Genomic DNA, 21,387 nt, shown 5'->3' with positions numbered 1-21,387 from the left:
CCCGCGTTCCGGGCCCACTCCGGCGTGCTTCGTCACGCGGGGAGGCCGTGCGAGGACGACCGTACATGGCGAAAGCCCCTCACCCTGTCAAGGGGAGGGGCTGCGCGCGGCCGGGTGTCACGAGCCGCTCAGTACCAGTGGTTGGCCTGCCAGAAGGTCCACGCCTCGCACGGGCTGCCGTAGCGGCTGTCCATGTAGTTGAGGCCCCACTTGATCTGGGTGGCCGGGTTGGTCTGCCAGTCGGCGCCCACCGAGGACATCTTGGAGCCGGGCAGAGCCTGGAAGAGACCGTAGGCACCGGAGGAGGCGTTCACGGCACGGTAGTTCCAGCTCGACTCGTGGTCGACGATGTTGCTGAAGCACTGGAACTGGCCGGCGCCCACCATCTGACGGGCCATGGCCTGGATCTGGGCGACGGAGTAGCTGCTCTGGGGAGCGAAGCTGGAGACGTCGCGGACATCGCTGCGGCTGGCAGCGGCGGCGGCCTTGGTCTCGGCCCGCTCCTTCGCCAGCTCGGCCGCCTTCTCGGCGTCCTTCTTCTTGGCGATGGCCGTCTCGGCGGCGGCCTTGCGGGCCGCTGCCTCCGCGTCCTTCTTGGCGCTCGCGTCGGCCGCGATGGCCTGCGCGTCGGCCTGCTGCGTCAGAGACGCGGTCTGGACCTGCGCCTGCTGATCCGCGGGGAGCTCAGCGAGGAGCGTGGTGTCGGCAGCCGTCGGCTCGGCGTCGTTGTTCTGCGCGACGCTGCCCGAGGCAACTCCGACGACGCTTCCTACGGCGGTGACCGCGGTGGCGGAGGCCACTGCGAATCCCCGGACCGAAATCCGGCTCACACGGTTTCCTTCCAGCATCGCCCGCTTCGGTGACCGTGGCGGACGCAATCGTGCCCCCGACACTGGTCTCCCAACTGAAGGGTCACAGGAGACACGGGCCCGGTGGGAACTCCCGCACGGGGAGCGCCGCGTGATGCTCGGGCGGCATACGACGACGCTATGGAGTTGGCGACTTGCTCCGTGGATCGCGCCTGCCGGGGGGCTGGAACGTGCCTCGGGGTACAGGTGTGTCGTATGCGGGGCCTGACAGGACTGAGACTCTGCCGTAACCCGGCGGCGAGTGGCAATTCCGGGTTGCGTGTGAAAGCTCACACCTCGTTTGGCCCAAGGGAATTCAGGAAATACCCGCGCACACAGACGCCGCCCGGCTAAGCTCTTCGGCTTCTCCGGGCGGCGCCTGTGGTGGTCCGAGGACGGGTCAGATGTGGCCGTCCTCCAGCATTTCGGTCACCAGCGCCGCGATCTGGGACCTTTCGGACCGGTTCAGCGTGACGTGCGCGAAGAGCGGATGCCCCTTCAGCTTCTCCACGACGGCCACCACGCCGTCGTAGCGGCCGACACGCAGGTTGTCCCGCTGCGCCACGTCGTGGGTGAGCACCACCCGCGAGTTGGCGCCGATCCGGGAGAGCACCGTCAGCAGCACGTTGCGCTCCAGCGACTGCGCCTCGTCCACGATCACGAAGGCGTCGTGCAGCGAACGGCCGCGGATGTGGGTGAGCGGGAGGACCTCGAGCATCCCGCGCGCCGTGACCTCCTCGATGACCTCCCGGCTGGTGACCGCCGAGAGCGTGTCGAAGACCGCCTGGGCCCAGGGGCCCATCTTCTCCGACTCGCTGCCCGGCAGATAGCCGAGTTCCTGCCCGCCGACCGCGTACAGCGGCCGGAAGACCATCACCTTCTGGTGCTGGCGGCGCTCCAGGACCGCCTCCAGGCCGGCGCAGAGCGCCAGAGCCGACTTGCCGGTGCCCGCGCGGCCGCCCATGGAGAGGATGCCGACGTCCGGATCGAGCAGCAGGTCGAGCGCGATGCGCTGCTCGGCGCTGCGGCCCTTGATGCCGAACGCCTCCCGGTCGCCCCGCACCAGCCGGACGTTGCCGTCCGGGGTGACGCGGCCGAGTGCCTTGCCGCGCTCGGACTGGATGGTCAGTCCGGTGTGCACGGGCAGCTCGGACGCCTCGGGGACGAACACATGGCCTTCCTCGAAGAGGATGTCCACCTGTTCACCGGGGAGGGTCAGCTCGGACATGCCGGTCCAGCCGGAGGAGTCCGTGATGGCGAGTTCGGCACGGTACTCCTCGGCCAGCAGACCGACCGAGGACGCCTTGATCCGGAGCGGCAGGTCCTTCGACACGACGGTGACGTCGAACCCCTCGGCCTGGAGATTCCGGGCCACCGCGAGGATGCGGGAGTCGTTGTCCCCCAGGCGGTAGCCGCTGGGCAGCACGCTGGGGTCCGAGTGGTTGAGCTCGACACGGACGGTTCCGCCGAGTTCCCCGATCGGGATGGGGGCGTCGAGCCGGCCGTACCTGACCCGGTAGTCGTCCAGCAGGCGCAGGGCCTGGCGGGCGAAGTAGCCGAGTTCGGGATGGTGCCGCTTGGCCTCCAGCTCGGTGACCACGACGATCGGGAGCACTACCTCGTGCTCCTCGAACCGGGTCACGGCGTTGGGATCGGCCAGCAGGACGCTGGTGTCGAGAACATAGGTGCGCCGGTCGGGCTTGTGGCGCTTTGTGCTGGTCACCACGGAAGGACGTACCCCCTCGGATGAGGTCGGGGAGCGACGAAGTGGAACTGGACCGGTCTGAGATCCCCGCGCGCGGCGGGCCGCAGACCGGCCCTCCGCCACTGCTGCCGTGCCTGCGCGACACGGTCGGGCTGGTGCAAAGGACCTCCCGGGCGGGCGACCCCGTGCCGCCCGCTGAGTCCGACGCCCGTGGTTCGGGTGTCGGCCTGAGAGCGTTATGCCCTCGATCTCGCACGACCATGCAGAAGCGGCCATCGGCAGGCCGGTGAACTCCTCGTTACTTCCGGGCGGGGCCGGGTACACAGGAGCACCCCGCCGGACGGGTGCCGACGGGGTGCCTGGTGTGTCCTGGTGTGTTTCCCGGCGCGGGTGCGGGGCGCCGGTCAGCCGCCGTAGCGGCGGTGCCGGGCGGCGTAGTCGCGCAGGGCGCGCAGGAAGTCGACCTTGCGGAAGGCCGGCCAGAAGACCTCGCAGAAGTAGTACTCCGAGTGGGCGGTCTGCCAGAGCATGAACCCGGAGAGCCGCTGCTCACCGCTGGTGCGGATGACCAGGTCGGGATCGGGCTGGGCACCGGTGTAGAGGTGGCGGCCGATCATGTCGACGTCGACCGACTCGGCCAGCTCGGCCATGGTCACGCCCTTGTCCTGGGCGTCGGCCAGCATGGAGCGCACGGCGTCGGCGATCTCCTGGCGGCCGCCGTAGCCGATGGCGACGTTGACCACTATGCCGTCGACGTGGGCGGTGCTCTCCTCGGCCTGCTTGAGGGTCTGCTGCATCCCGGCGGGCAGGAGATCGCGGGTGCCGACGTGGTGCACGCGCCAGCGGCCGTCCTCGGCGAGGGTGCGCACGACCCCGTCGATGATGTCGAGCAGGGGGCCCAGCTCGTCCTGCGGCCGGTCGAAGTTGTCCGTGGAGAGCAGCCAGAGGGTGACGACCTTGACGTCGGTCTCGTCGCACCAGCCGAGGAACTCCTCGATCTTCTCGGCGCCGGCGCGGTGGCCGTGGACCGTGCTGGAACCCGCGGCCTTCGCCCAGCGGCGGTTGCCGTCCATGATGACGCCGATGTGCTCCGGCACCGACGCGTGGTCCAGGTGACCTTCCACCCGGCGTGCGTAGACCCTGACCAGCAGGCCGCGCAGCTTGTCGCGCAGGTTCACGTGAGAGCCCCTCCAAAACGCCGCGGTTGCGGATCCCGCGGACGCCGAGCCTACCCGCGCCGCACACGCCCAAGAAAAACGGGCCGGTCCGTGGGGGGGGATACGGACCGGCCCGAGGGGGGGTTTCCACCATAACCCTTCGTGAGGGCAGAAGCGTGCCCCGGCGCGCCACAACTACGCTGCGGAGTCGCCCGGCGACGCCGCGGTGAGCGCGGAATGCTTGGTTCAGGGGTGTGCGGTGGCCGATTCGCACCGGATTCCCAGGCGATGCGTCCTCTCAGCGAACGATCATCAGGTTTTTACGCCATTTCAGCGAACCCGGCGAGCCCGGTACGGGGTCCCTCCCACGGACGACCCCGCCGACGAACGGTGACTTGACCATTCCGCTAAGCGACGGCCTCGGCGACGGCCGGTTTCCGGGCCACGAACAGCTGGCGCGTGCTGTGCGCCACGAACGGGCCGCCCACCGCGATCTCCTCGTGCAGCGCCCGCAGCCGCTCCTCGTACCGCTCGACGGTGAAGCCCGGCACCATCCAGATCACCTTGCGCAGGAAGTGCACGACGGCGGCGATGTCGTGGAACTCCATCCGCAGCCGCGCCGTCCGCAGCTCCTCCACCTCCAGCCCGGCCGCCTCTGCCCCTGCCCGCTCCCGCTCGGGGTCCCGGCCTCCGCGCACCTCCTCCGACTGCGGCCCGAGGAAGTACTCGACCAGTTCGAACGCGCTCGCCGGTCCGACGTGCTGGGCGAAGTAGGTGCCTCCCGGACGGAGCACCCGGGCGATCTCGGGCCAGTCCGGGGTCACGGGGTGCCTGCTCAGGACCAGGTCGTAGCTCGCGTCGGCGAAGGGCAGGGGCGCGGTGTCCGGTGCGGCGACGACCACCGCTCCGTGCGGGGCGAGCAGGGCGGTGGCCCTGGCCACGTTCGGGGGCCAGCCCTCGGTGGCGGCGAGCACGGTGGGGCGGGCCGGGGCGGCGCGCTTCAGCGCGAAGTCGAGTACCTCACCCCCGCCGGTCTGGAGGTCGAGCGCCGCCCGCGCCCGCGCCAGCCGCTCCCCCGCCGAACGGGCGTAGCCCCACTCCGGCCGCTCCTCCGTGGCCCGGCCGGCGAACCAGGAGAAGTCCCAGCCGTCGGTGGGCACGGCGGCACCCTCGGCCACCAGTTCCTCGAAAGTCCTGTCCATGGCGGCATGGTCCCGGAGCCGGCGGCCGGGCGTCACGGGGTTTTCGCGGCCGGGCCGTCGAGGACCAGGAGCACGAACCCCTTTTCGTCGGGCTCCGCCACCCGTGTGAAGCCGTGCTTCTCCAGCAGGGCGACGGAGGCGGTGTTGCCGGCGAAGGGGTCGGCGTACAGGGGGCGTACGGGTTCCTCCTCGGTGAGGAAGCGGCCGAGGGCGCGGCTGCCTATGCCCCGGCGCCAGTAGGGGCGGCCCAGCCAGTAGCCGACGAAGCGTCTGTCTTCCTGTGTCCAGGAGACGACGTGGCCCGCGACCTCGCCGTCCACGGTGACCGTCCGCACCAGGCTGTCGGGGTCGGGGAGGATGCGGGTGCGCCAGTGGGTGAGGAAGGCGTCCCGGGGGCGCGGGGTGAAGCGGGACCTGCGGACGGCTTCCGGGTCGTGCTCGAAGGCGAGGAAGATCTCGAGGTCGTCCTCGGCCACGCCACGCAGGCGCACGTCTTCTGGCTCGGCTGTCATGGTCCGGAGTGTGGCAGGGGGCACTGACATTCGCGTGCGGCCTGTGGACGGTGGGTACGGTCCCGGCGGAGGTGGGGCCGGATGGCGCGCTGGCGGGACGGGCACGGGACTCTGACGGTGCATCGGCCGGGGGGCGAGGTGTGCGTCCCGGTGGAGTTGGCGGTGTCCTACCGGGCGCGTACCCGGGGGCTGCTCGGGCGGGACGCGGTCCAGGGGGCGCTGCTGCTGTCGCCGGCCGCGAGTGTGCACACCTTCGGGATGCGGATGGCCATCGACGTGGCGTACCTGGACCGTTCGCTGCGGGTGCTGGCCGTACGCACGATGGCGCCGGGGCGGCTGGGCCTGCCCCGGCTCCGGTCCCGGCACGTGCTGGAGGCCGGGGCCGGGGTGATGGCCGGATGGGGGCTGGTGGCGGGGGTGTCGGTGTCGGTGGGGTAGCGCCTACCGGGCGGTGCGGGGGAAGGAGACCTCCACGCGGCGGTTCTTCTTGCGGCCCGCTTCGGTCGCGTTGTCGGCGATGGGGTACTGCTCGCCGTAGCCGCGTACCTCGAAGGTGACGTCGGGGGCGTTGAGGTCCTGGTCGAGTACGGCCTGCACGGCGTTGGCCCGGCGCTTGGAAAGGACGTCGCCGTGCGCGGAGGAGCCGAGATTGTCGGTGAAGCCGAAGACGCGTACGCGGGTGGCCTTCTGCTTCTCGATCTCCTCGGCGATGGCGGTGATGCGGGCGCGGGCCTCCGGGCCCAGGTCGGCGCTGTCCTTGCCGAAGAGGACTTCCGCCTGGAGGGCGAAGGTGACGTCGGCGTTGGTGTCCTCGCGGCGCTCGTTTCCGCTCTGGTCCTCGACGACCGACTTGATGTCCAGCACCTTCGCTCCCGCGAGCGTGGCGCCCTCCGGCAGCTTCAGATCCGGATCGGTGGCGTCCACCTCCACGGGCGCGGCGGCACTCGGCTCCGTACCGGGCGGCTCACTGGGCCCGTCCGCGCGGGCGGGGGCCAGGGGGGTCAGAAGCGCCGCGGCGGCGGCGGTCACGAGGAGGCGGGCGAGACGGGTGGTGGTCACGGGGGCCTCAGCCGGAGATTTTGAGGGGGGCACTGGAGAACGTCGGCAGTTGGAGGGTCACCTCGGCGGTGCCCTCGGGCGGGGCGGGGAACTGGATGAAGACCGGGATGGTCTGGCCGGACTGGATCGTGGTCAGCCCGGTGGTCGTCAGCGGCCGGCCGTCCGTGTCCCGCAGTACGTAGTAGCGCTTCTTGCCCTCGGGGTCCACGAGGGTGGCGCCGCCCAGTGACGTGCCGTGCTGCACGATCTCGGTCTCGTCACCGCGCAGGCCGGACGGAATGACCAGCGATTTGGCGCCGTCGTTCTTCAGCACTCCGTTGACGGTGACGAACCCGCCCGAATCGCGGTCGGCGGAGGTGACCTGGAGCAGCAGGCCGTCCTGACCCCGCAGCTCCGCGATCGGGCTCTGCGACTTTCCCTCCTGAGTGCTCGGTTCGGAACCGTCACCCTTGGAAGCCGGAGCCGATGCTGAGGGCTCGGGCTTCTTGTCATCGCCGCCACCTCCGCAGCTCGCCACGCCAACGGAAAGACCTGCCGCGATGACCAAGGCGACCGCCCCCCTTCGAGCCCTTGCAGTGAATCCGCTACTCATCGCTCCGCTTCCTTCATCGCTCGTCATTCACTGGTCAGTCGGCCAGATGGACATCAAAGAGGTCTTCGGGACCGGGCAGGTCGCCGTCACCGTCCGGCTTGAGGTCCCAGAGGGTTCCGTCGCAGTCGAGTCGGGGCAACGCGTGCCCCGCGCCCACGAGGTCGAAGGTGCAGCGTGGCTTGATCACGGCGGTGGCGGAGGCCGTGGCCTTGAGGCCGTCCGTACCGGGCACGACGGAATGACCGACCGTTTTGTTGGTCGTGACGTCGGCGGTGTATTCCAGCGCGACTCCGTCGCAGCCGTCCAGTTGCGCGTCGTTCTGGGCCGCCAGCTCGCCCGCCCGCCAGCACGGGTCGTCGACGGGCGCGGTGCCGTCGAAGATGTCCCCCCACTTGGTGGGGTCGAGCAGGTCGTCCACCCAGGCATCGGCCAGTTGGTCACGCGCGTTCTGCGCGGCGGCGAGGGCCGCCGCGTCGGCGGCTGTCTGGGCGCCGCTCCGGTTCACCGCGGCCTGACCGACCGCGAGATAGGCCAGGGCAAGAAAGAGCAGGCCCGCCACCACCGTGATGTAGATGGGGAAGACCTGCCCGGCATCGCCTTTTCGGCGAAGGACCATCACACGATTTTGTTGATCTGCGTCATGATCTTGTCGAGAATCGTCGAACCGATACTCGTTCCCGTCACCGCGAGCACGATCGCCACCACGACCGCGATGATTCCCAGGTACTCGACTGCGGTCTGGCCTTTGTCGTTGGTACGGCGCTGCATGGCGACCAGCAGCTTCAGAATCGGATCGCTCATCGTGTTCCCCTCCGGATTTGTCTCCGATCCGCGCACCGTACGGCGGTAAGAGGAGACGGGCCCAGGGTCCGGGGGCCCAGGTTTGGGCCCAGCGAGGGCGGGTGGTGGGCATCTCACGCCACCCCCAGCCACTTCGCGGTCGCCTGGGATCTGTTGGTGGTGTGGAGTTTGGCGAAGATGTGGTTGATGTGGTTCTTGACGGTCTTCTCTCTGATGAAGCACGTGGCGGCAATCTGATGGTTCGTCATGCCGGACGCGACGAGGTCCATGATCTCCGCCTCTCTGGTGCTCAGTTGAAAACTCGACCGGAATGACTGTCCCACAGGGGATTGCAGGTGCGAAAGGGCTTTTGCAGACATCCCCCGTGCAGAGACGGGACGTTCGGCTTCCGCGTGTGCACTCGCACCCGGTACCACCGCCGGAGGCAACAGCGCGCGGACCGCCCCCGGCGTCACATGCGGACGCCCCTCGCTCACGTCCCGCACCGCCCGCACCAACTGCTCCGTGTCGAACTCCCCGTGCACCAGGTATCCCCCCGCCCCCAGCCGCAAGGCCTCCCGTACGGTCTCCGTCTCATGGCTGTAGGTCAGCATCATGACGGGCGCCAGCCGGACCAGGTGGGGCAATGCCGAGATTCCGTCGACACCCGGCATCCGGACGTCGAGGAGGACGACGTCCGGCCGGTGCGCCAGCGCGGCCTCGTACGCCTCACGCCCGTCCGCCGCCTCGGCCACCACGGTGGTGTCCTCGCGGCCGGAGAGCAGCGCGGTCAGGCCCGCGCGGACCACCGGGTTGTCGTCGGCGACCACGAGACGCAGCGGGCCGGTGGGGGGTGGGAACCGCATCGGAGTCTCCTTTCGCGGGTTCATCCGGGCAGGGGGAGTTCGACACCGATCTCGGTGCCGGACGCGTGCGCGCCCCGCCCGATGCGGATGCGCGCCCCGGCCGACGCGGCGCGCTCCGCCATGCCGAGCAGCCCGAAGTGACCGGCGGCACGCAGGTTCTGGAGGGTGACGCCCGCCGGAAGTCCCTTGCCGTCGTCCTGGACCGAGAGGCGGAGGTGGCCGTCCTGGACGCCCGCCGTCACGACGACCCGCGTGGCGTTCGCGTGGCGGTGGGCGTTGTCGAGGGCCTCGGCGGTGAGGGCGAGCAGGGCGCGGGTGGTGGGTGGGGGGAGGGACGGTGGCGGGTCGCCGGTGCGGTGGCAGGTGACGGGGAGGCCGGTGCGGGTGGTGAAGTCGGCTGCCTGGAGATCCAGTTGAGCCCACAGCGGGGCCTGGGGCGCCTCCTCGCGGAGGTCGGAGAGGAGCGCGCGGGACTCCGCCGCCGCCCGGCGGGCCGAGCGGGCGACCAGTTCCGCCTCCTGGCGCAGGCGGGCGGGGTTGGGGGTGGCGGCGGAGGCGGTGACGGCGAGGGCGTCGGAGGCGAGGGCCACACCGTGCAGGGTCTTGGCGAGCGAGTCGTGCATCTCGCGGGCCAGACGGGCCCGTTCGGACTGTACGGCCTCCGCCGCGGCGAGCCTGGCGCGTACGGCGGTCAGGGCGTGGGTGGCGGTGCCGAGCCGGAGCATCAGGTTGCGCAGGGTGGAGCCCATCGCGCCGGTGATGACGCACAGGCCCGGCAGCAGCAGGGTCTCCGCGAGCCCGGTGTGCCGTTCGGCGTCCAGGGTGGCGTGGACGAGGAGCAGGATCAGTGACTGGAGGGAGGCGAAGAAGGCGGCGCCGCGCCAGCCGTAGAGCAGCCCGGCCAGCAGCGGGGTGCAGACGCTGACGTAGGCGAGGGTGGTGTCCGGCCCGGCGGAGACCAGCAGCAGGGAGCCGAAGAGGGTGTCGGCGGCGAGCAGGCTCGGATGCCGCAGCAGCAGCGGCCCGAACCGCCCCCAGTCCCGGAACAGCACGTAGGACACCATGAACGTGACCACCACGGCCGCCCCGACCAGCCGCGCCCCCAGCCCCGGCGCCGCGTTCAGCAGCGCGGCGGGCGCGGCCAGCACGATCATCGCCAGCCGGAACCCGAACACCTGCCGTCCGACGGCCTGCAGGGCCCGCACCTGAAGCCCCTCGGGGGGTACGGCGGCCCCTCCATCCGCAGGGCCGGGACGTCCCTCGGACCCGTCCCGGTCGGCCCCGGGCGAACGCCCCTCGGCACCCCCCGCCGGCGCGTCCGCCGCGCCGAACAGGGGGCGCTCCTCGGCGTCACCGTCCCGGCCCGCCGTCGGCCCGCCGGCCGGAGCGCCCTGCGCGTCGCGCGCCGGCCGGTCCTGGGCGGCGCGTCCCGCCGGGCCGTGCGGAGCCCCGGTCCCCTCCGCCCCCGGCACACCCGGCGCCCGCCCGCTCAGCCTCCGCGACATGGCCCCACCTCCCCCCAGACCCCTTCCCCTCCCTACTCCCCCGCCAACGACCCGAAGTCCACCCCGGACCCCAGCAGAAGGCCCGCGCCCAGCAGCAGCATCGTCGCCGGGACCATGAACGTCGTGATCATCAGCGTGGCCTTGGGGACCGCCCGGGCGGCCTTGCGGCGGGCGTTCTGGGCATCCGTCCGGCGCATGTCCTTGGCCAGGGAGACGAGGGTGTCGACGATGGGGGCGCCCAGTTCCTCGCCCTGCTGGAGGGCGGTGACGAACATGGCGACCTGTTCGGAGTCGTTGCGGCGGCGGAGTTCGGTGAAGGCCTGGCGGCGGGTCATGCCGAGGTCCATCTGGCGCAGCGTGATGCGCAGTTCGTCGGCCCAGGGGCCCTGGTAGCGGGTGGAGACGCGGTCGAGTGCCTGGCGGAAGCCGAGGCCGGCGCTGACGACGACGGCGAGGACGTCGAGGAAGTCCGGCAGGGTGCGCTCGATGACGTCCCGGCGTACCCGGATCGCGGACCAGATGCCGACCTCGGTCCAGAAGGCGCCGAAGGCGAGCAGCAGCAGGGCGACGAACCACTGGCCGCGCAGCAGGAAGACCAGGAAGCCGAGGGTGCCCAGCGCGCCGTAGACCGCGCGGCGGGCGGCGTAGCGGTCGATGGTGAGGCCGCCGGGATTGCCCGCGAGGTCGATGCGGCGGCGGTAGCGGGCGACCAGGCCGGGGCCCATGAGGCGCAGCACGAGGGGCGCGTACCGCATGCCCATGCGGTCGATGACGGAGCCGACCGCGCCGGTGCGGGTGGCGCCGATCTCCAGGGCGACGGCGAGGTCGCCGGGCAGCTTGGTCTCGGCGCGGTACATGCGGACGCCCGCGAAGGCGCCCCAGACGCCGAGGGCCGCCAGCAGGGCGAGCAGGAGTTGCATCCGGTACGTCATCCCCTCACACGTCGATCCGGCTCATGCGGCGGATGAGGACGAACCCGACCGCGTACAGGGCGAAGGCGACGATCACGCAGCCCTGGCCGACCGGTGAGCCGGTCAGGCGTTCCAGCGCGCCGTCCTTGACGCCGTTCATCAGGAAGAGCGCGCCGATGCCGAGGGCGGGCACGGCGTAGGAGGTCATGGTGACCTGGGAGAGCTGGGTGCGGATCTCGCGCCGGGTCTCCTTGCGCTCCTCCAGCGTCTCGGTGAGGTTGCGCAGCGCCGAGACGACCTGCCCGCCCGCGCGGTTGGAGAGCACCAGGGTCGTGACCAGCACGACGAGTTCGCGGGAGGGCAGCCGGGCGGCGAGTTCCCCGAGCGCGTCCTCCATGGACTGACCGATGGCCAACTGGTCTGCCACCTGGGAGAGTTCCTCTCCGGCCGGGGCCTCCAGCTCCTCGGCGGCCATGCCGATGGCGGTGCGCAGGGCGAGCCCGGCCTGGGTGGCGTTGGCCAGGATGCGGGCCAGTTCCGGGAGTTGGCCGATGAAGCGCTCGATGCGCTTCTGCCGCTGCCAGTTAAGGAACTGCACGGCCGCCCAGATGCCCAGGAGTCCGGCGATGGGCCCGAAGAAGGGCGCGAGGGTGGCCTGGCCGACGAGCCAGAGCGCGGCGACCGCGGTGAGCATCCCGGCGAAGAACTCGCCGGGGGTGAGGTCGAGTCCGGTGGCGGCGAGCCGGAGTTGCAGCGCCCGGCCCAGCGCGGTGCGGCGCAATCGGCGGTCGAGCCCGCGGAAGTGCCGTTTGCGGCCGTCCCCCGCCACCTGGTCGGCGTGCGCGAGCCGGTCCTCCAGGGCGGCGCGCCGGGCCCGGCCCGAGGCGTAGGTCTGGACGCCCGCGACGGCGAGGAGGCAGGTCAGCAGGGTGATGCCGGTGGTCAGCTGCGCGAGGGTGGACAGATCCATGGGCCTACCTGGCCTCTCGGGTGGCGAGCTGGTCCGCGGTGCGGGCCACGCCGAACGCCTGGGGCACGGGCTGGCCGGCCATGTAGAGGCGGTCGGCGGTGCGGCGGGGCAGCGGGAAGTACTGGAAGGCGCCGTGGACCTGGCCGTCGGCGGTCATGGGACGGGCGTCGAAGCGGGCGACGGTCGCCAGCCGGTACGGCTCCCCGCCGTGGCTGTCCAGCAGGGCGACCTCGGTGATCCGGCGGGCGCCGTCCGCGAACCGGGTGAGCTGGACCAGTACGTCGACCGCGCTGTTGATCTGGTCGTGCAGCGCGGCGAAGGGCACCTCCACGTCGGACATGGAGGCGAGGGTCTGGAGCCGGGTGAGGGCGTCCTCGGCGCTGTTGGCGTGCACGGTGGCGAGCGAGCCGTCGTGGCCGGTGGACATGGCCTGGAGCATGTCCAGCGACTCCCCGCCCCGGACCTCGCCGACCACGATGCGGTCGGGCCGCATGCGCAGGGAGTTGCGCACCAGGTCGCGGATGGTGACCTGGCCGCTGCCCTCGACGTTGGGCGGGCGGGACTCCAGGCGGACGACGTGGGTCTGCTGGAGCTGGAGTTCGGCGGAGTCCTCGATGGTGATGATGCGCTCGTGTGCCGGGATCAGCCCGGACAGGGCGTTGAGCAGGGTGGTCTTGCCGGTGCCGGTGGCGCCGGAGACGATCACGTTGAACTTGGCCTGCACCAGCCCGGCGAGCAGCAGCAGCATGTGCTCGTCGAGCGAGCCGAAGCCGATCAGCTCCTTCAGCGTGTAGGAGCGCGGGAAGCGGCGGATGGTGAGCACGGGGCCGCTGAGCGAGAGGGGCGGGATGATGACGTTGACGCGCTCGCCGGACGGCAGCCGGGCGTCGACCATCGGATTGGACTCGTCCACGCGGCGGTTGACGGTGGAGACGATGCGTTCGATGGTCTGCATGAGCTGGTCGGCGGAGGCGAAGCGCACCGGCAGCCGTTCGACCCGGCCACCGCGCTCCACGAAGATCGAGTCGGGGCCGTTGACCATGATCTCGGTGACGGAGGCGTCCTCAAGGAGGGGTTCCAGGATGCCGAGGCCGAGCGCCTCGTCCACCACGCGCCGGATCAGCTGGGCGCGTTCGGCGGTGGAGAGCACCGGTCCCTCGCGGCTGATGATGTGGCCGAGGACGCGTTCGAGCCGGGCCCGGCGCTCGGCGGCGGCCAGCGAACTCATCTCCGCGAGGTCGATCTCCTGAAGCAGCTTGGCCCGGTAGGAGGCGACCAGATGTTCGTCCTCTCCCCGGCTGCCCTGCTCCTCGGGCGAGTTGATGCGTGCCCGCAGGCTCATGAGACGCCCCTCCTCAGTGGTCGACCGGCATGGTGGCGGACTTGACGGCGGTCCCCAGGTTCCAGCCGGGCACGACCTGGGGGATCTTGACGGTCGCGGTCACGGTGACCGAGTCGCCGCCCCCGCCGCCGCCCGAGCAGGACACGCTGAGCCCGCCGCTGACCGCGGCCGCGCACGCTCCGGACGCGCTCTGGCGCAGCGAGGCGGCCCGCGCCCCGGCCCGCGCGGCGGTGCCGGCCTGCTCGGCGGCGTAGGCGACGGCGCCGATCTGGATGCCGGCGAGGCCGACGATCAGCAGGACGGGGACGAACCCCAGGTACTCGATGGCGACCTGACCCCGGTCGCGGGGGTGTGCTCTGCGGCGCATCTCAGTCCTTCACCTCCTCCACGGCACCGGCGTGGCCGCGCACCGTGACCGGGAAGTCGATGGAGCCGGGGAAGAGGACGGGGACCTTCAGCGACACGTCGGCGGTGACGAACCCGGTGCCGCCGCAGTCCACCTCCGCCCCGTCCCGCCAGGCCCCGGGCAGGTTCTTCAGCGCGGCGTCCGAGCAGGCTCCCGGGCGGGCACCCCGCGGGGCCGCCGTGGCCGCCCGCACGCCCTCGTCGGCGGCGTTCCCGGCGAGGGTGAAGGCGTAGCCGACCAGCACGCACTGCCACATCAGGACCAGGGTCAGCACGATCAGCGGGGTCATGCCGAGGAACTCGATCGCCACCTGCCCCCGGTCTCCCCGTGCCCTGCCACGGCGCCTCATGCCTACTCCTTCCGCCGCCGGAAGCCCACGGCTCCCCGGTCGCCGCGCTGCCGGCCGCCCCGGTGGGCGGGGCCGTCGGCGGCTCTGGCCAGGCCCAGTTCCCCGGCCAGCGCCCACAGGGCCTGGCGTACGGTGCTGCGGGCGTCGAGTTCGTGCACGCGTCCGGCGTCCACGACGCCCTGCAGCTCCTTGAAGGCGGCGGGCACGGTGGTGCGGGCCAGGGCGGTGCCGGTGATGCGCTGGATCAGCGCGGGCTGGATCTCGGTGACGCGGGTGTACCGGTTGACCACGACGGTGGTCTCCTCGGCCTTGCGGATCTGGAGCCGGTCCCACATCCGCACGGTCCGCTTGGCGGCGCGTACCGAGACCACGTCGGGCGTGGTGACCAGCAGCGCGGTGTCGGCGCCCTCCACGGCGGCCGCGGTGGCCCCGGTGAGCTGGGCGCCGCAGTCCAGGACGACGACCTCGTAGCGGGCGCGCAGGGCGTGGACGATCTGGCGGACGGCGCGGTCGGTGACCTCCTCGCCGCGCTCGCCCTCGCCGGGCGCCAGCAGCAGGGCGAGCCCGGTGTCGTGGCGGTAGACGGCGTCGGCCAGGACGCGCGGGGAGATGTCGGCGATGGCGGCGAGGTCGGCGACCGAGCGGCGGAACTGGATGTCCAGGAAGGACGCCACGTCACCGGTCTGGAGGTCGAGGTCGGCCAGCACGGTGGCCCGGCCGGACGCCTGGGCGGCGAGGGCGAGCTGGAGCGCGGCCGTGGTGGCGCCGGTGCCGCCCTTGGCCCCGCTGACCGTGATCACCGTGCCACCGGGGCCGCTGAGCACGTCGGCCCCGCCGTGCCCGAGGTGGCGGCGCACCCCGGTGGACCACTGGGCCACGGCCTGCACCCGGTGTGCGAGGTCCTCGTACGCCAGCGGCAGCCCGACCAGACCACGGGCGCCGGCGTCCATCGCGGCGGCGAACAGGGCGGGCCCGGCGTCGGTGGTGACGAGGATGACGCCGACGGCCGGGAAGCGCAGCGCTATCTCCCGGATCAGTTCCAGCGCCGGTACGGGGCCGATGCGTTCATGGACGACGACGACCTCGGGGAGTTCGTCGACCGAGTCCGCGGCGAGCCGCGCCAGGGTGTCGACCAGCCGCGTGGAGTCGGTGACCGGCGGGACCGGCTCGGCGTCGGGGAGCTGGCTGAGCAGGGTGGTGAGGGACCGTACGGCGTCCGGGTCCGCGCCGGCCGGCAGAATCCTGGTGGGCATGCGGGCCGCCTCTCACTTGTCCGTCGCTAGTTCGTAGGTGCGCTCGCGGTCCGGTATCTCCGACTCGCCGCCGGGGGCGACCAGGGCGAGCCGGACCCGCTGGGCGAAGGACTCGGCGTAGGTGACGCGCTGGGCGTCCAGGGCGGACAGCGCGAAGGTGATGGGGACGGCTTCGGTGGGCTGACGCTGCTGGTCGCGGTCCCGGTCGGGGTCCAGCGCGGTGATCTTCCCGACGTCCAGGACCCGTGCGTCCGTGACGATGATCTTCGACTGGTCGGGATCGCTCTCCTTCTTGCCCTCGAAGGTGGCGTAGACGTTGACCCGCGCGCCGGGGGTGATCTTGCCCGCGACACCGGTGGCCGCGTCGATCATGATGGCCACCTCCTGCTGGCCCGGCCGCAGTTCGGGCTGGTCGACCACCATGTCGGTCTGGAGCAGGGAGCCCGCGCGCAGGGTGGTGACGGCGATCTTGCCGCGCAGCTGGGAGAGGTCGGTGACCGCGTTGGCGGACAGCCACCGCTTGGGCATCCGCACCTTCTCGAACTGGTCCGCGCCGAGCGCGGTGTACGGCCTCACCGCGGACTTGACCCGGTAGGCGGTGACCTCGGGGCCGACCTTGGAGCGCACGTCGCTGATGACGGACAGCACGCCCGCGAAGGCGCCGAGGGCGCACAGGACGGAGAGGATCAGGAGTATCACGCCGCGGCGCTGACGGGAGTTCATGAACCGTGCAACCTCATTGGGGGAATCGGTCGTGCGGGACGGGAGCGGGGTCCGTATCGGTTCAGGCGGGCGTACGCCCCTGAAGGGCGCGCGGCTGCGGCAAGGGGTGCTCGGGCGGGGAGGCGGAGCAGAAGACGCAGCGGTCCCCGATGACGTCGAGCCCGCACCAGTGGCAGCCCGACTGCCTTACCGAGGTGACGAGTTGGTAGAGCACGGAGAGGTCGGCGAGGTAGCCGCAGAACTCGATCATCCGGCCGGTGCCCCACCAGGCGGGCGACTCGGCGGGCAGGGGGGTTTCGCGCAGCCCGTGCGTGCCCCAGTCCTTGGCGAAGCCGGTGATCCAGTCGGACTGCAACTGGCCCCGGGCGAGCAGCATCCAGGTGCTGAACTCGGGTCCCTTGAGGGTGGCGCCCTGCACGGCCTTGACGAGCTGGGGCTCGGGGTGGGCGACGACGGCGAACTGGGCGCCGGGCACCCAGGACTTGGCGTGCGCCTTGAGCCCCACGGGCACGTGGTCGAGGCGGGCGACCGAGCCGAGTACGGCACCGGCGTGGATGTAGTGGGTGAGCAGCCGCCCGGCCGAGGCGAGCACACCGGGGCTGAGGTCGCAGGTGGCGAGCTGCCGTAACTGCCGGGCCAGGACGGCGACGCCGAGCGGCGGCAGCTCCGGCCTGAACACCGCGATCCGGTCGCTCTCCAGCAGGGAGCGCAGGGTGTGCAGCCGGCGTAACACGGGCTCCGGGGTGGCCTTGGAGCACAGGACCACCAGATAGCCGAACTGGTCGATCACGCCCTGGACTTCCAGGAGGGTCTGGTCCAGCGGGCGGCTGTCGAGGTCGCGCAGCACGACGGCGGGCATGGTCCGCTCGTCCTGCGCCGGCAGTGCCAGGTCGGCACTGGTCACGGCGATGGCAGTTGGCACGCGCAGCTCCCCGCTCTCACACCCTCCGGCCCACCGGCACGGTTCCCCTCGGGCCATGACGACTTCGTTGCGTGACTACGTGAGCACTGTATCCACGCCTGGATCACGGGAGAACAGCGTTTGTGTAGCTCGTGAGGAACTCTCCGGTCACAACTTGCTTCAAAACGGGACAGGTTGCTCGGTCGGTCCGGCAGCCGTCCGCACGCCACCCCTTGACAGCGGAATTGGTCTGGACCAACGTGGGCGCACAGAGGTGCTCATCCCCTCTCCCCCGCGATCTCCCCCACTGGAGGCTCCAGTTGGACCTCGTATCTGCCATGCCCGCGCCCGGCCGGCGCGGCCGGGCCCGCGCCCGGGCGGTGACCGCCGCTCTCGCCCTCGCCGTGGCGGGGCTGGCCGCCGCTCCCGCCTCGGCGGCGGACGTCAACAACGCCAGGAACGCCGGTTTCGAGTCGGGTCTGTCCGGCTGGACCTGCTCGGCGGGCAGCGGGACGACCGTCTCGTCCCCGGTGCACGGCGGCTCCGCCGCGCTGAAGGCCACCCCGGCCGGGCAGGACAACGCCCAGTGCGTCCAGTCGGTGGCGGTCAAGCCCAACTCCACGTACACGCTGAGCGCCTGGGTGCAGGGCGGGTACGCCTACCTCGGGGCGACCGGCACCGGCACCACCGACGTGTCGACCTGGACGCCGGACAGCTCGTCGTGGAAGCAGCTCTCGACGACGTTCACCACGGGCTCCGCCACCACCTCGGTCACCGTGTACACCCACGGCTGGTACGGGCAGGCCGCGTACTACGCGGACGACGTGCAGGTGCAGGGCCCGGACGGCGGCGGTGGCGGTGACCCGGCGCCGACGAAGCCCGGTACACCCGGCGGGCTCGCGGTGTCCGGCACCACCTCGTCCTCCGTCTCGCTGGCCTGGAGCACGGTGTCCGGCGCGACCGGCTACAACGTCTACCGCGACGGCACCAAGGTCACCGCGGTGAGCGGCACCTCGGCCACGGTCACCGGGCTCGCGGCGTCGACCTCGTACTCCTTCCAGGTCACCGCGACCAACTCGGCCGGTGAGTCGGCGAAGTCGGCCACCGTGAGCGCGACCACCACGTCGGGCGGCGGCACGATCCCCAAGGGCGACCTGCCCAAGCACGCGGTGACCGGGTACTGGCAGAACTTCAACAACGGCGCGGCCGTGCAGAAGATCTCCGACGTGCCCTCGGCCTACGACATCATCGCGGTGGCCTTCGCCGACGCCACCTCCACGCCGGGCGCGGTGAGCTTCAGCCTGGACTCGGCGGGGCTGAACGGCTACACCGTCGACCAGTTCAAGGCCGACATCAAGGCCAAGCAGGCCGCGGGCAAGAAGGTGATCGTCTCCGTGGGCGGCGAGCGCGGCACGGTCGCGGTCAGCGACACCGCCTCGGCGAACAACTTCGCGGGCTCGGTGTACTCCCTGATGCAGACCTACGGGTTCGACGGGGTCGACATCGACCTGGAGAACGGGCTCAACCCGACGTACATGACGCAGGCGCTGCGGTCGCTGTCGTCGAAGGCGGGCTCGTCGCTGATCATCACGATGGCGCCGCAGACGATCGACATGCAGTCGACGTCCGGTTCCTACTTCCAGACGGCCCTGAACGTCAAGGACATCCTCACGGTCGTCAACATGCAGTACTACAACAGCGGTTCGATGCTGGGCTGCGACGGCAAGGTCTACAGCCAGGGCTCGGTGGACTTCCTGACCGCGCTGGCCTGCATCCAGCTGGAGGGCGGGCTCGCGCCCTCGCAGGTGGGCATCGGGGTGCCGGCCTCCACGCGGGGCGCGGGCAGCGGCTACGTGGCGCCGAGCGTGGTGAACAGCGCGCTGGACTGCCTGGCCAGGGGCACCGGCTGCGGCTCCTTCAAGCCCTCCCGGACCTACCCGGACCTCAGGGGCGCGATGACCTGGTCGACCAACTGGGACGCGACGGCGGGCAACGCCTGGTCCGGCGCGGTCGGTCCGCACGTGCACGGGATGCCGTAGCGGTACCGGAGAACGGGCGGTGCCCCGGCCTCCCCCGAGGGGAGGCCGGGGCACCGCCCTTCTTCACTCCGACTCGAAGTAGGCGTCCAGTACCGCGTCCATCGAGGCGTCCCACTCCGCGAACCGCGAGCGGGAGGGGGCCTCGATCTCGATCGGGTACCAGCGGCGGTCCGGGGTGTGCACCGTGACGGTGAAGCGCTTGCCGAACCGGGCCGTCTCCGTCTCCACGGCGGCGATCTCCGGCCAGGTGAACTCGCACTCCTCCGCGTCCAGGGCGAGGCGCACGCCCCGCCGGTCCGCGACTATCCGCGCCCGGCGGTCGGCGGCCTCGAAGACGGGTCCGCCGTCCTCGGCGGGCTCCTCCCCGGCGTCGGCCGCCTCGGCCTCGGGAACGGATTCGGCGGGCGCCGAACTCCCTTCCGCCTCGGCCGAGTCGGCCGCTTCGGCCGTCGCCTCGGCGTCCTCCGCTTCCCCCTGGGCGGCGGAGCCCGTCAGACCGGGGATGAAGGCCGGGTCGAACCCGGCACCCGTGACGGGCTCGCCCTTCAGGGGCTGGCTGCTCGATCCTATGCGCTGCTCCACGGCGGCAGTATGGACGACTTCCCTGTGCCGGAACCACCCGGCGCTCCATTCCCGCCGGTATCCCCCCGGTACGTCCCCCCGTCCTGTCGGCCAAAGGAGCGGTCAGACGAACAGGCTCACCACCGCCGCGACCGCGAACCCGGCGACGGAGAGCACCGATTCGAGGACCGTCCACGTCTTCAGCGTGTCGCGTTCGGTGATGCCGAAGTACTTGGCGACCATCCAGAACCCGCCGTCGTTGACGTGCGAGGCGAAGATGGAACCGGCGGAGATGGCCATGATGACCAGGGCGGTGAACGCCTGGGAGTGATCGCCCTCGGTCAGCAGCGGGGCGACGATGCCCGCCGTCGTCACGATGGCGACCGTGGCCGAGCCCTGGGCGACCCGCAGCACCAGCGAGATCAGGTAGGCCAGCACGATCACCGGCAGGCCGACGCCGTGGAAGGTGTCCGAGAGCGCCTGGGCGACCCCGCTGGCCTTGAGGACGGCGCCGAAGACCCCGCCCGCGCCGACCACCAGCAGGATGTTGCCGACCGGCTTCAGGGAGGCGGTGGAGACGTTCTCCAGGGACTTGCGGGACCAGCCGCGCCGGATGCCGAGCAGGTAGTAGGCGAGCACCAGGGCGATGGTGAGGGCGACGAAGGGGTGCCCGAAGAACTCGATGACCGAGCGCGCGGTGGACGGGTCCAGCGCGACCGAGGAGAAGGTGGCGGCGAGGATCAGGATCAGCGGCGTACCGATGATGGCGAGGACCGTACCGAGGGGGACCGGCTTCTCGGCCGGCTCCACGCCCGAGGCGCGCTGTTCGGCGAGGACCGCCTGCCGGGCCTCCTCCGCCGCCTCGACCATGTCCTGCGGGACGGGGACGAAGATGCGCCGGCCGACCCACGCGGAGAACGCCCACGCGGCCAGCACCGCCGGGATGCCGCAGACCACGCCCATGAGGACGACCCAGCCGAGCTGCACGTGCAGCAGTCCGGCCGCGGCCACCGGGCCGGGGTGCGGGGGCAGGAAGGCGTGCGTCATGGACAGGCCCGCGAGCAGCGGCAGGCAGTACAGCAGGATCGACTTCCCGCCCCGCTTCGCGGCCGCGTAGACCAGCGGCGCGAGGACGAAGATGCCGACGTCGAAGAAGACCGGGATGCCGAAGATGAGGCCGGTCAGGCCCATGGCGAGCGGTGCCCGCTTCTCGCCGAACAGCCGCAGCAGGCGGCTCGCGAGGACCTCGGCGCCGCCGCTGACCTCCAGGATCGCGCCCAGCATGGTGCCGAGGCCGATGATGATGGCGACGTGGCCGAGGATGCCGCCCATGCCGGACTCGATGGTGGAGACGGCGTCGGAGCGCTGCACGGTGCCGAAGAGTTCGGTGACGGAGAGACCGGCGAGCAGGCCGACGGTTATGGACACCGTGAGCAGCGCGACGAACGGCTGCAGCCGGACCTTGATGATCAGGAAGAGCAGCAGGGCGATGCCGAGGCCGGCGACGGTGAGCAGGCCGGGGGTGCCGTCCAGCAGGAGGAGCAGTCCTCCGGTGTGGGGTGGCGCGGCGGGCGCGGGTGCGGCGAGCGGAAGGGACATGAGAGGGCGGTCCTCTGCGTGAGTCGGTTAAGTGCATCGGGCTTTCGGGCAGGGTGGAGCGCGGCACGGCACCCGAAGGGGGTGCCGTGCCGTGTGCGTGGTGCGGG

Annotated in this window: 23 protein-coding genes; 2 read left to right on the top strand and 21 right to left on the bottom strand. The window is 71.6% G+C overall.

The features are described 5' to 3' along the window. Positions 1-128 precede the first annotated feature (128 nt). From EV284_RS08505 to EV284_RS08480, 5 genes are all read right to left on the bottom strand, one after another. Complete coding sequence (locus tag EV284_RS08505; protein WP_207228972.1) at positions 129-848, bottom strand: transglycosylase SLT domain-containing protein; 720 nt, start codon at positions 846-848, stop codon at positions 129-131. Positions 849-1,248: 400 nt separating this feature from the next. After that, positions 1,249-2,574, bottom strand: coding sequence for a PhoH family protein (locus EV284_RS08500; RefSeq protein WP_030806983.1), 1,326 nt, complete (start codon positions 2,572-2,574; stop codon positions 1,249-1,251). A 383-nt stretch (positions 2,575-2,957) separates the two neighbouring features. Further along, on the bottom strand, positions 2,958-3,731 hold the full coding sequence (locus EV284_RS08490) for an isoprenyl transferase (protein WP_130331930.1): 774 nt from the start codon (positions 3,729-3,731) through the stop codon (positions 2,958-2,960). Positions 3,732-4,117: 386 nt separating this feature from the next. Then, entirely contained in the window at positions 4,118-4,912 is a 795-nt protein-coding gene (locus tag EV284_RS08485; protein WP_130331928.1) for a methyltransferase domain-containing protein, read from the bottom strand. A 32-nt stretch (positions 4,913-4,944) separates the two neighbouring features. Then, positions 4,945-5,424, bottom strand: coding sequence for a GNAT family protein (locus EV284_RS08480; protein ID WP_242625626.1), 480 nt, complete (start codon positions 5,422-5,424; stop codon positions 4,945-4,947). A gap of 81 nt (positions 5,425-5,505) precedes the next feature. Between EV284_RS08480 and EV284_RS08475 the strand changes: the two genes are divergently transcribed. Beyond that, complete coding sequence (locus tag EV284_RS08475) at positions 5,506-5,862, top strand: DUF192 domain-containing protein (RefSeq protein ID WP_130331924.1); 357 nt, start codon at positions 5,506-5,508, stop codon at positions 5,860-5,862. A 3-nt stretch (positions 5,863-5,865) separates the two neighbouring features. Here the strand turns inward: EV284_RS08475 and EV284_RS08470 are convergent, their stop codons facing one another. The 14 genes from EV284_RS08470 to EV284_RS08405 all read right to left on the bottom strand — a co-directional run bounded on the left by EV284_RS08470 (position 5,866) and on the right by EV284_RS08405 (position 17,159). Further along, the gene (locus EV284_RS08470; RefSeq protein WP_130331922.1) at positions 5,866-6,483 is read right to left on the bottom strand and encodes an OmpA family protein; all 618 of its coding nucleotides are present in this window, start codon (positions 6,481-6,483) and stop codon (positions 5,866-5,868) included. 7 nt (positions 6,484-6,490) lie between these two features. Next, complete coding sequence (locus tag EV284_RS08465) at positions 6,491-7,075, bottom strand: hypothetical protein (RefSeq protein WP_130331920.1); 585 nt, start codon at positions 7,073-7,075, stop codon at positions 6,491-6,493. Positions 7,076-7,109: 34 nt separating this feature from the next. Continuing rightward, positions 7,110-7,691 carry a pilus assembly protein TadG-related protein gene (locus tag EV284_RS08460; protein ID WP_130331918.1) on the bottom strand — a complete coding sequence of 194 codons (582 nt, stop codon included), beginning with the start codon at positions 7,689-7,691 and terminating at the stop codon, positions 7,110-7,112. Then, a complete protein-coding gene (locus EV284_RS08455; RefSeq protein ID WP_130331916.1) occupies positions 7,691-7,876 on the bottom strand; it encodes a hypothetical protein in 186 nt (61 codons plus the stop codon). The genes EV284_RS08460 and EV284_RS08455 overlap by 1 nt, the downstream gene beginning before the upstream one ends. A gap of 113 nt (positions 7,877-7,989) precedes the next feature. Next, the gene (locus EV284_RS08450; protein WP_130331914.1) at positions 7,990-8,745 is read right to left on the bottom strand and encodes a response regulator transcription factor; all 756 of its coding nucleotides are present in this window, start codon (positions 8,743-8,745) and stop codon (positions 7,990-7,992) included. Further along, positions 8,742-10,226: a histidine kinase gene (locus tag EV284_RS08445; RefSeq protein WP_207228971.1), complete on the bottom strand. Its 1,485-nt coding sequence runs from the start codon at positions 10,224-10,226 to the stop codon at positions 8,742-8,744. Before EV284_RS08445 ends, EV284_RS08450 begins: the two co-directional genes overlap by 4 nt. 32 nt (positions 10,227-10,258) lie before the next feature. Next, positions 10,259-11,146 carry a DUF5936 domain-containing protein gene (locus tag EV284_RS08440; protein ID WP_130332962.1) on the bottom strand — a complete coding sequence of 296 codons (888 nt, stop codon included), beginning with the start codon at positions 11,144-11,146 and terminating at the stop codon, positions 10,259-10,261. A gap of 16 nt (positions 11,147-11,162) precedes the next feature. Beyond that, positions 11,163-12,107 carry a type II secretion system F family protein gene (locus tag EV284_RS08435; RefSeq protein ID WP_130331912.1) on the bottom strand — a complete coding sequence of 315 codons (945 nt, stop codon included), beginning with the start codon at positions 12,105-12,107 and terminating at the stop codon, positions 11,163-11,165. Between the two features lie 4 nt (positions 12,108-12,111). After that, positions 12,112-13,449, bottom strand: a complete 1,338-nt coding sequence (locus tag EV284_RS08430) for a CpaF family protein (protein ID WP_130331910.1) — start codon at positions 13,447-13,449, stop codon at positions 12,112-12,114. 13 nt (positions 13,450-13,462) lie between these two features. After that, the gene (locus EV284_RS08425; protein ID WP_130331908.1) at positions 13,463-13,816 is read right to left on the bottom strand and encodes a TadE/TadG family type IV pilus assembly protein; all 354 of its coding nucleotides are present in this window, start codon (positions 13,814-13,816) and stop codon (positions 13,463-13,465) included. Position 13,817: 1 nt separating this feature from the next. Next, positions 13,818-14,204: a TadE/TadG family type IV pilus assembly protein gene (locus EV284_RS08420; RefSeq protein ID WP_130331906.1), complete on the bottom strand. Its 387-nt coding sequence runs from the start codon at positions 14,202-14,204 to the stop codon at positions 13,818-13,820. A 2-nt stretch (positions 14,205-14,206) separates the two neighbouring features. After that, the gene (locus tag EV284_RS08415; protein WP_130331904.1) at positions 14,207-15,457 is read right to left on the bottom strand and encodes an AAA family ATPase; all 1,251 of its coding nucleotides are present in this window, start codon (positions 15,455-15,457) and stop codon (positions 14,207-14,209) included. A gap of 12 nt (positions 15,458-15,469) precedes the next feature. Beyond that, a complete protein-coding gene (gene cpaB / locus EV284_RS08410) occupies positions 15,470-16,180 on the bottom strand; it encodes a Flp pilus assembly protein CpaB (RefSeq protein WP_130331902.1) in 711 nt (236 codons plus the stop codon). A 61-nt stretch (positions 16,181-16,241) separates the two neighbouring features. Beyond that, positions 16,242-17,159: a hypothetical protein gene (locus EV284_RS08405; RefSeq protein ID WP_130331900.1), complete on the bottom strand. Its 918-nt coding sequence runs from the start codon at positions 17,157-17,159 to the stop codon at positions 16,242-16,244. A gap of 260 nt (positions 17,160-17,419) precedes the next feature. Between EV284_RS08405 and EV284_RS08400 the strand changes: the two genes are divergently transcribed. Beyond that, positions 17,420-19,120, top strand: coding sequence for a glycoside hydrolase family 18 protein (locus EV284_RS08400; protein ID WP_130332960.1), 1,701 nt, complete (start codon positions 17,420-17,422; stop codon positions 19,118-19,120). Positions 19,121-19,183: 63 nt separating this feature from the next. On the opposite strand, the gene EV284_RS08395 is transcribed toward EV284_RS08400, so the two are convergent. Next, positions 19,184-19,702 carry a hypothetical protein gene (locus EV284_RS08395; protein ID WP_130331898.1) on the bottom strand — a complete coding sequence of 173 codons (519 nt, stop codon included), beginning with the start codon at positions 19,700-19,702 and terminating at the stop codon, positions 19,184-19,186. A 102-nt stretch (positions 19,703-19,804) separates the two neighbouring features. Then, on the bottom strand, positions 19,805-21,280 hold the full coding sequence (locus EV284_RS08390; RefSeq protein ID WP_130331896.1) for a gluconate:H+ symporter: 1,476 nt from the start codon (positions 21,278-21,280) through the stop codon (positions 19,805-19,807). Between the last annotated feature and the right edge of the window lie 107 nt (positions 21,281-21,387).

The organism is Streptomyces sp. BK022, from assembly GCF_004217355.1.
GTDB classification, from domain to species: domain Bacteria; phylum Actinomycetota; class Actinomycetes; order Streptomycetales; family Streptomycetaceae; genus Streptomyces; species Streptomyces griseoluteus.
The sequence above is the reverse complement of the archived record's forward strand: the minus strand, read 5'-3'. Positions and strand labels throughout refer to the sequence as shown.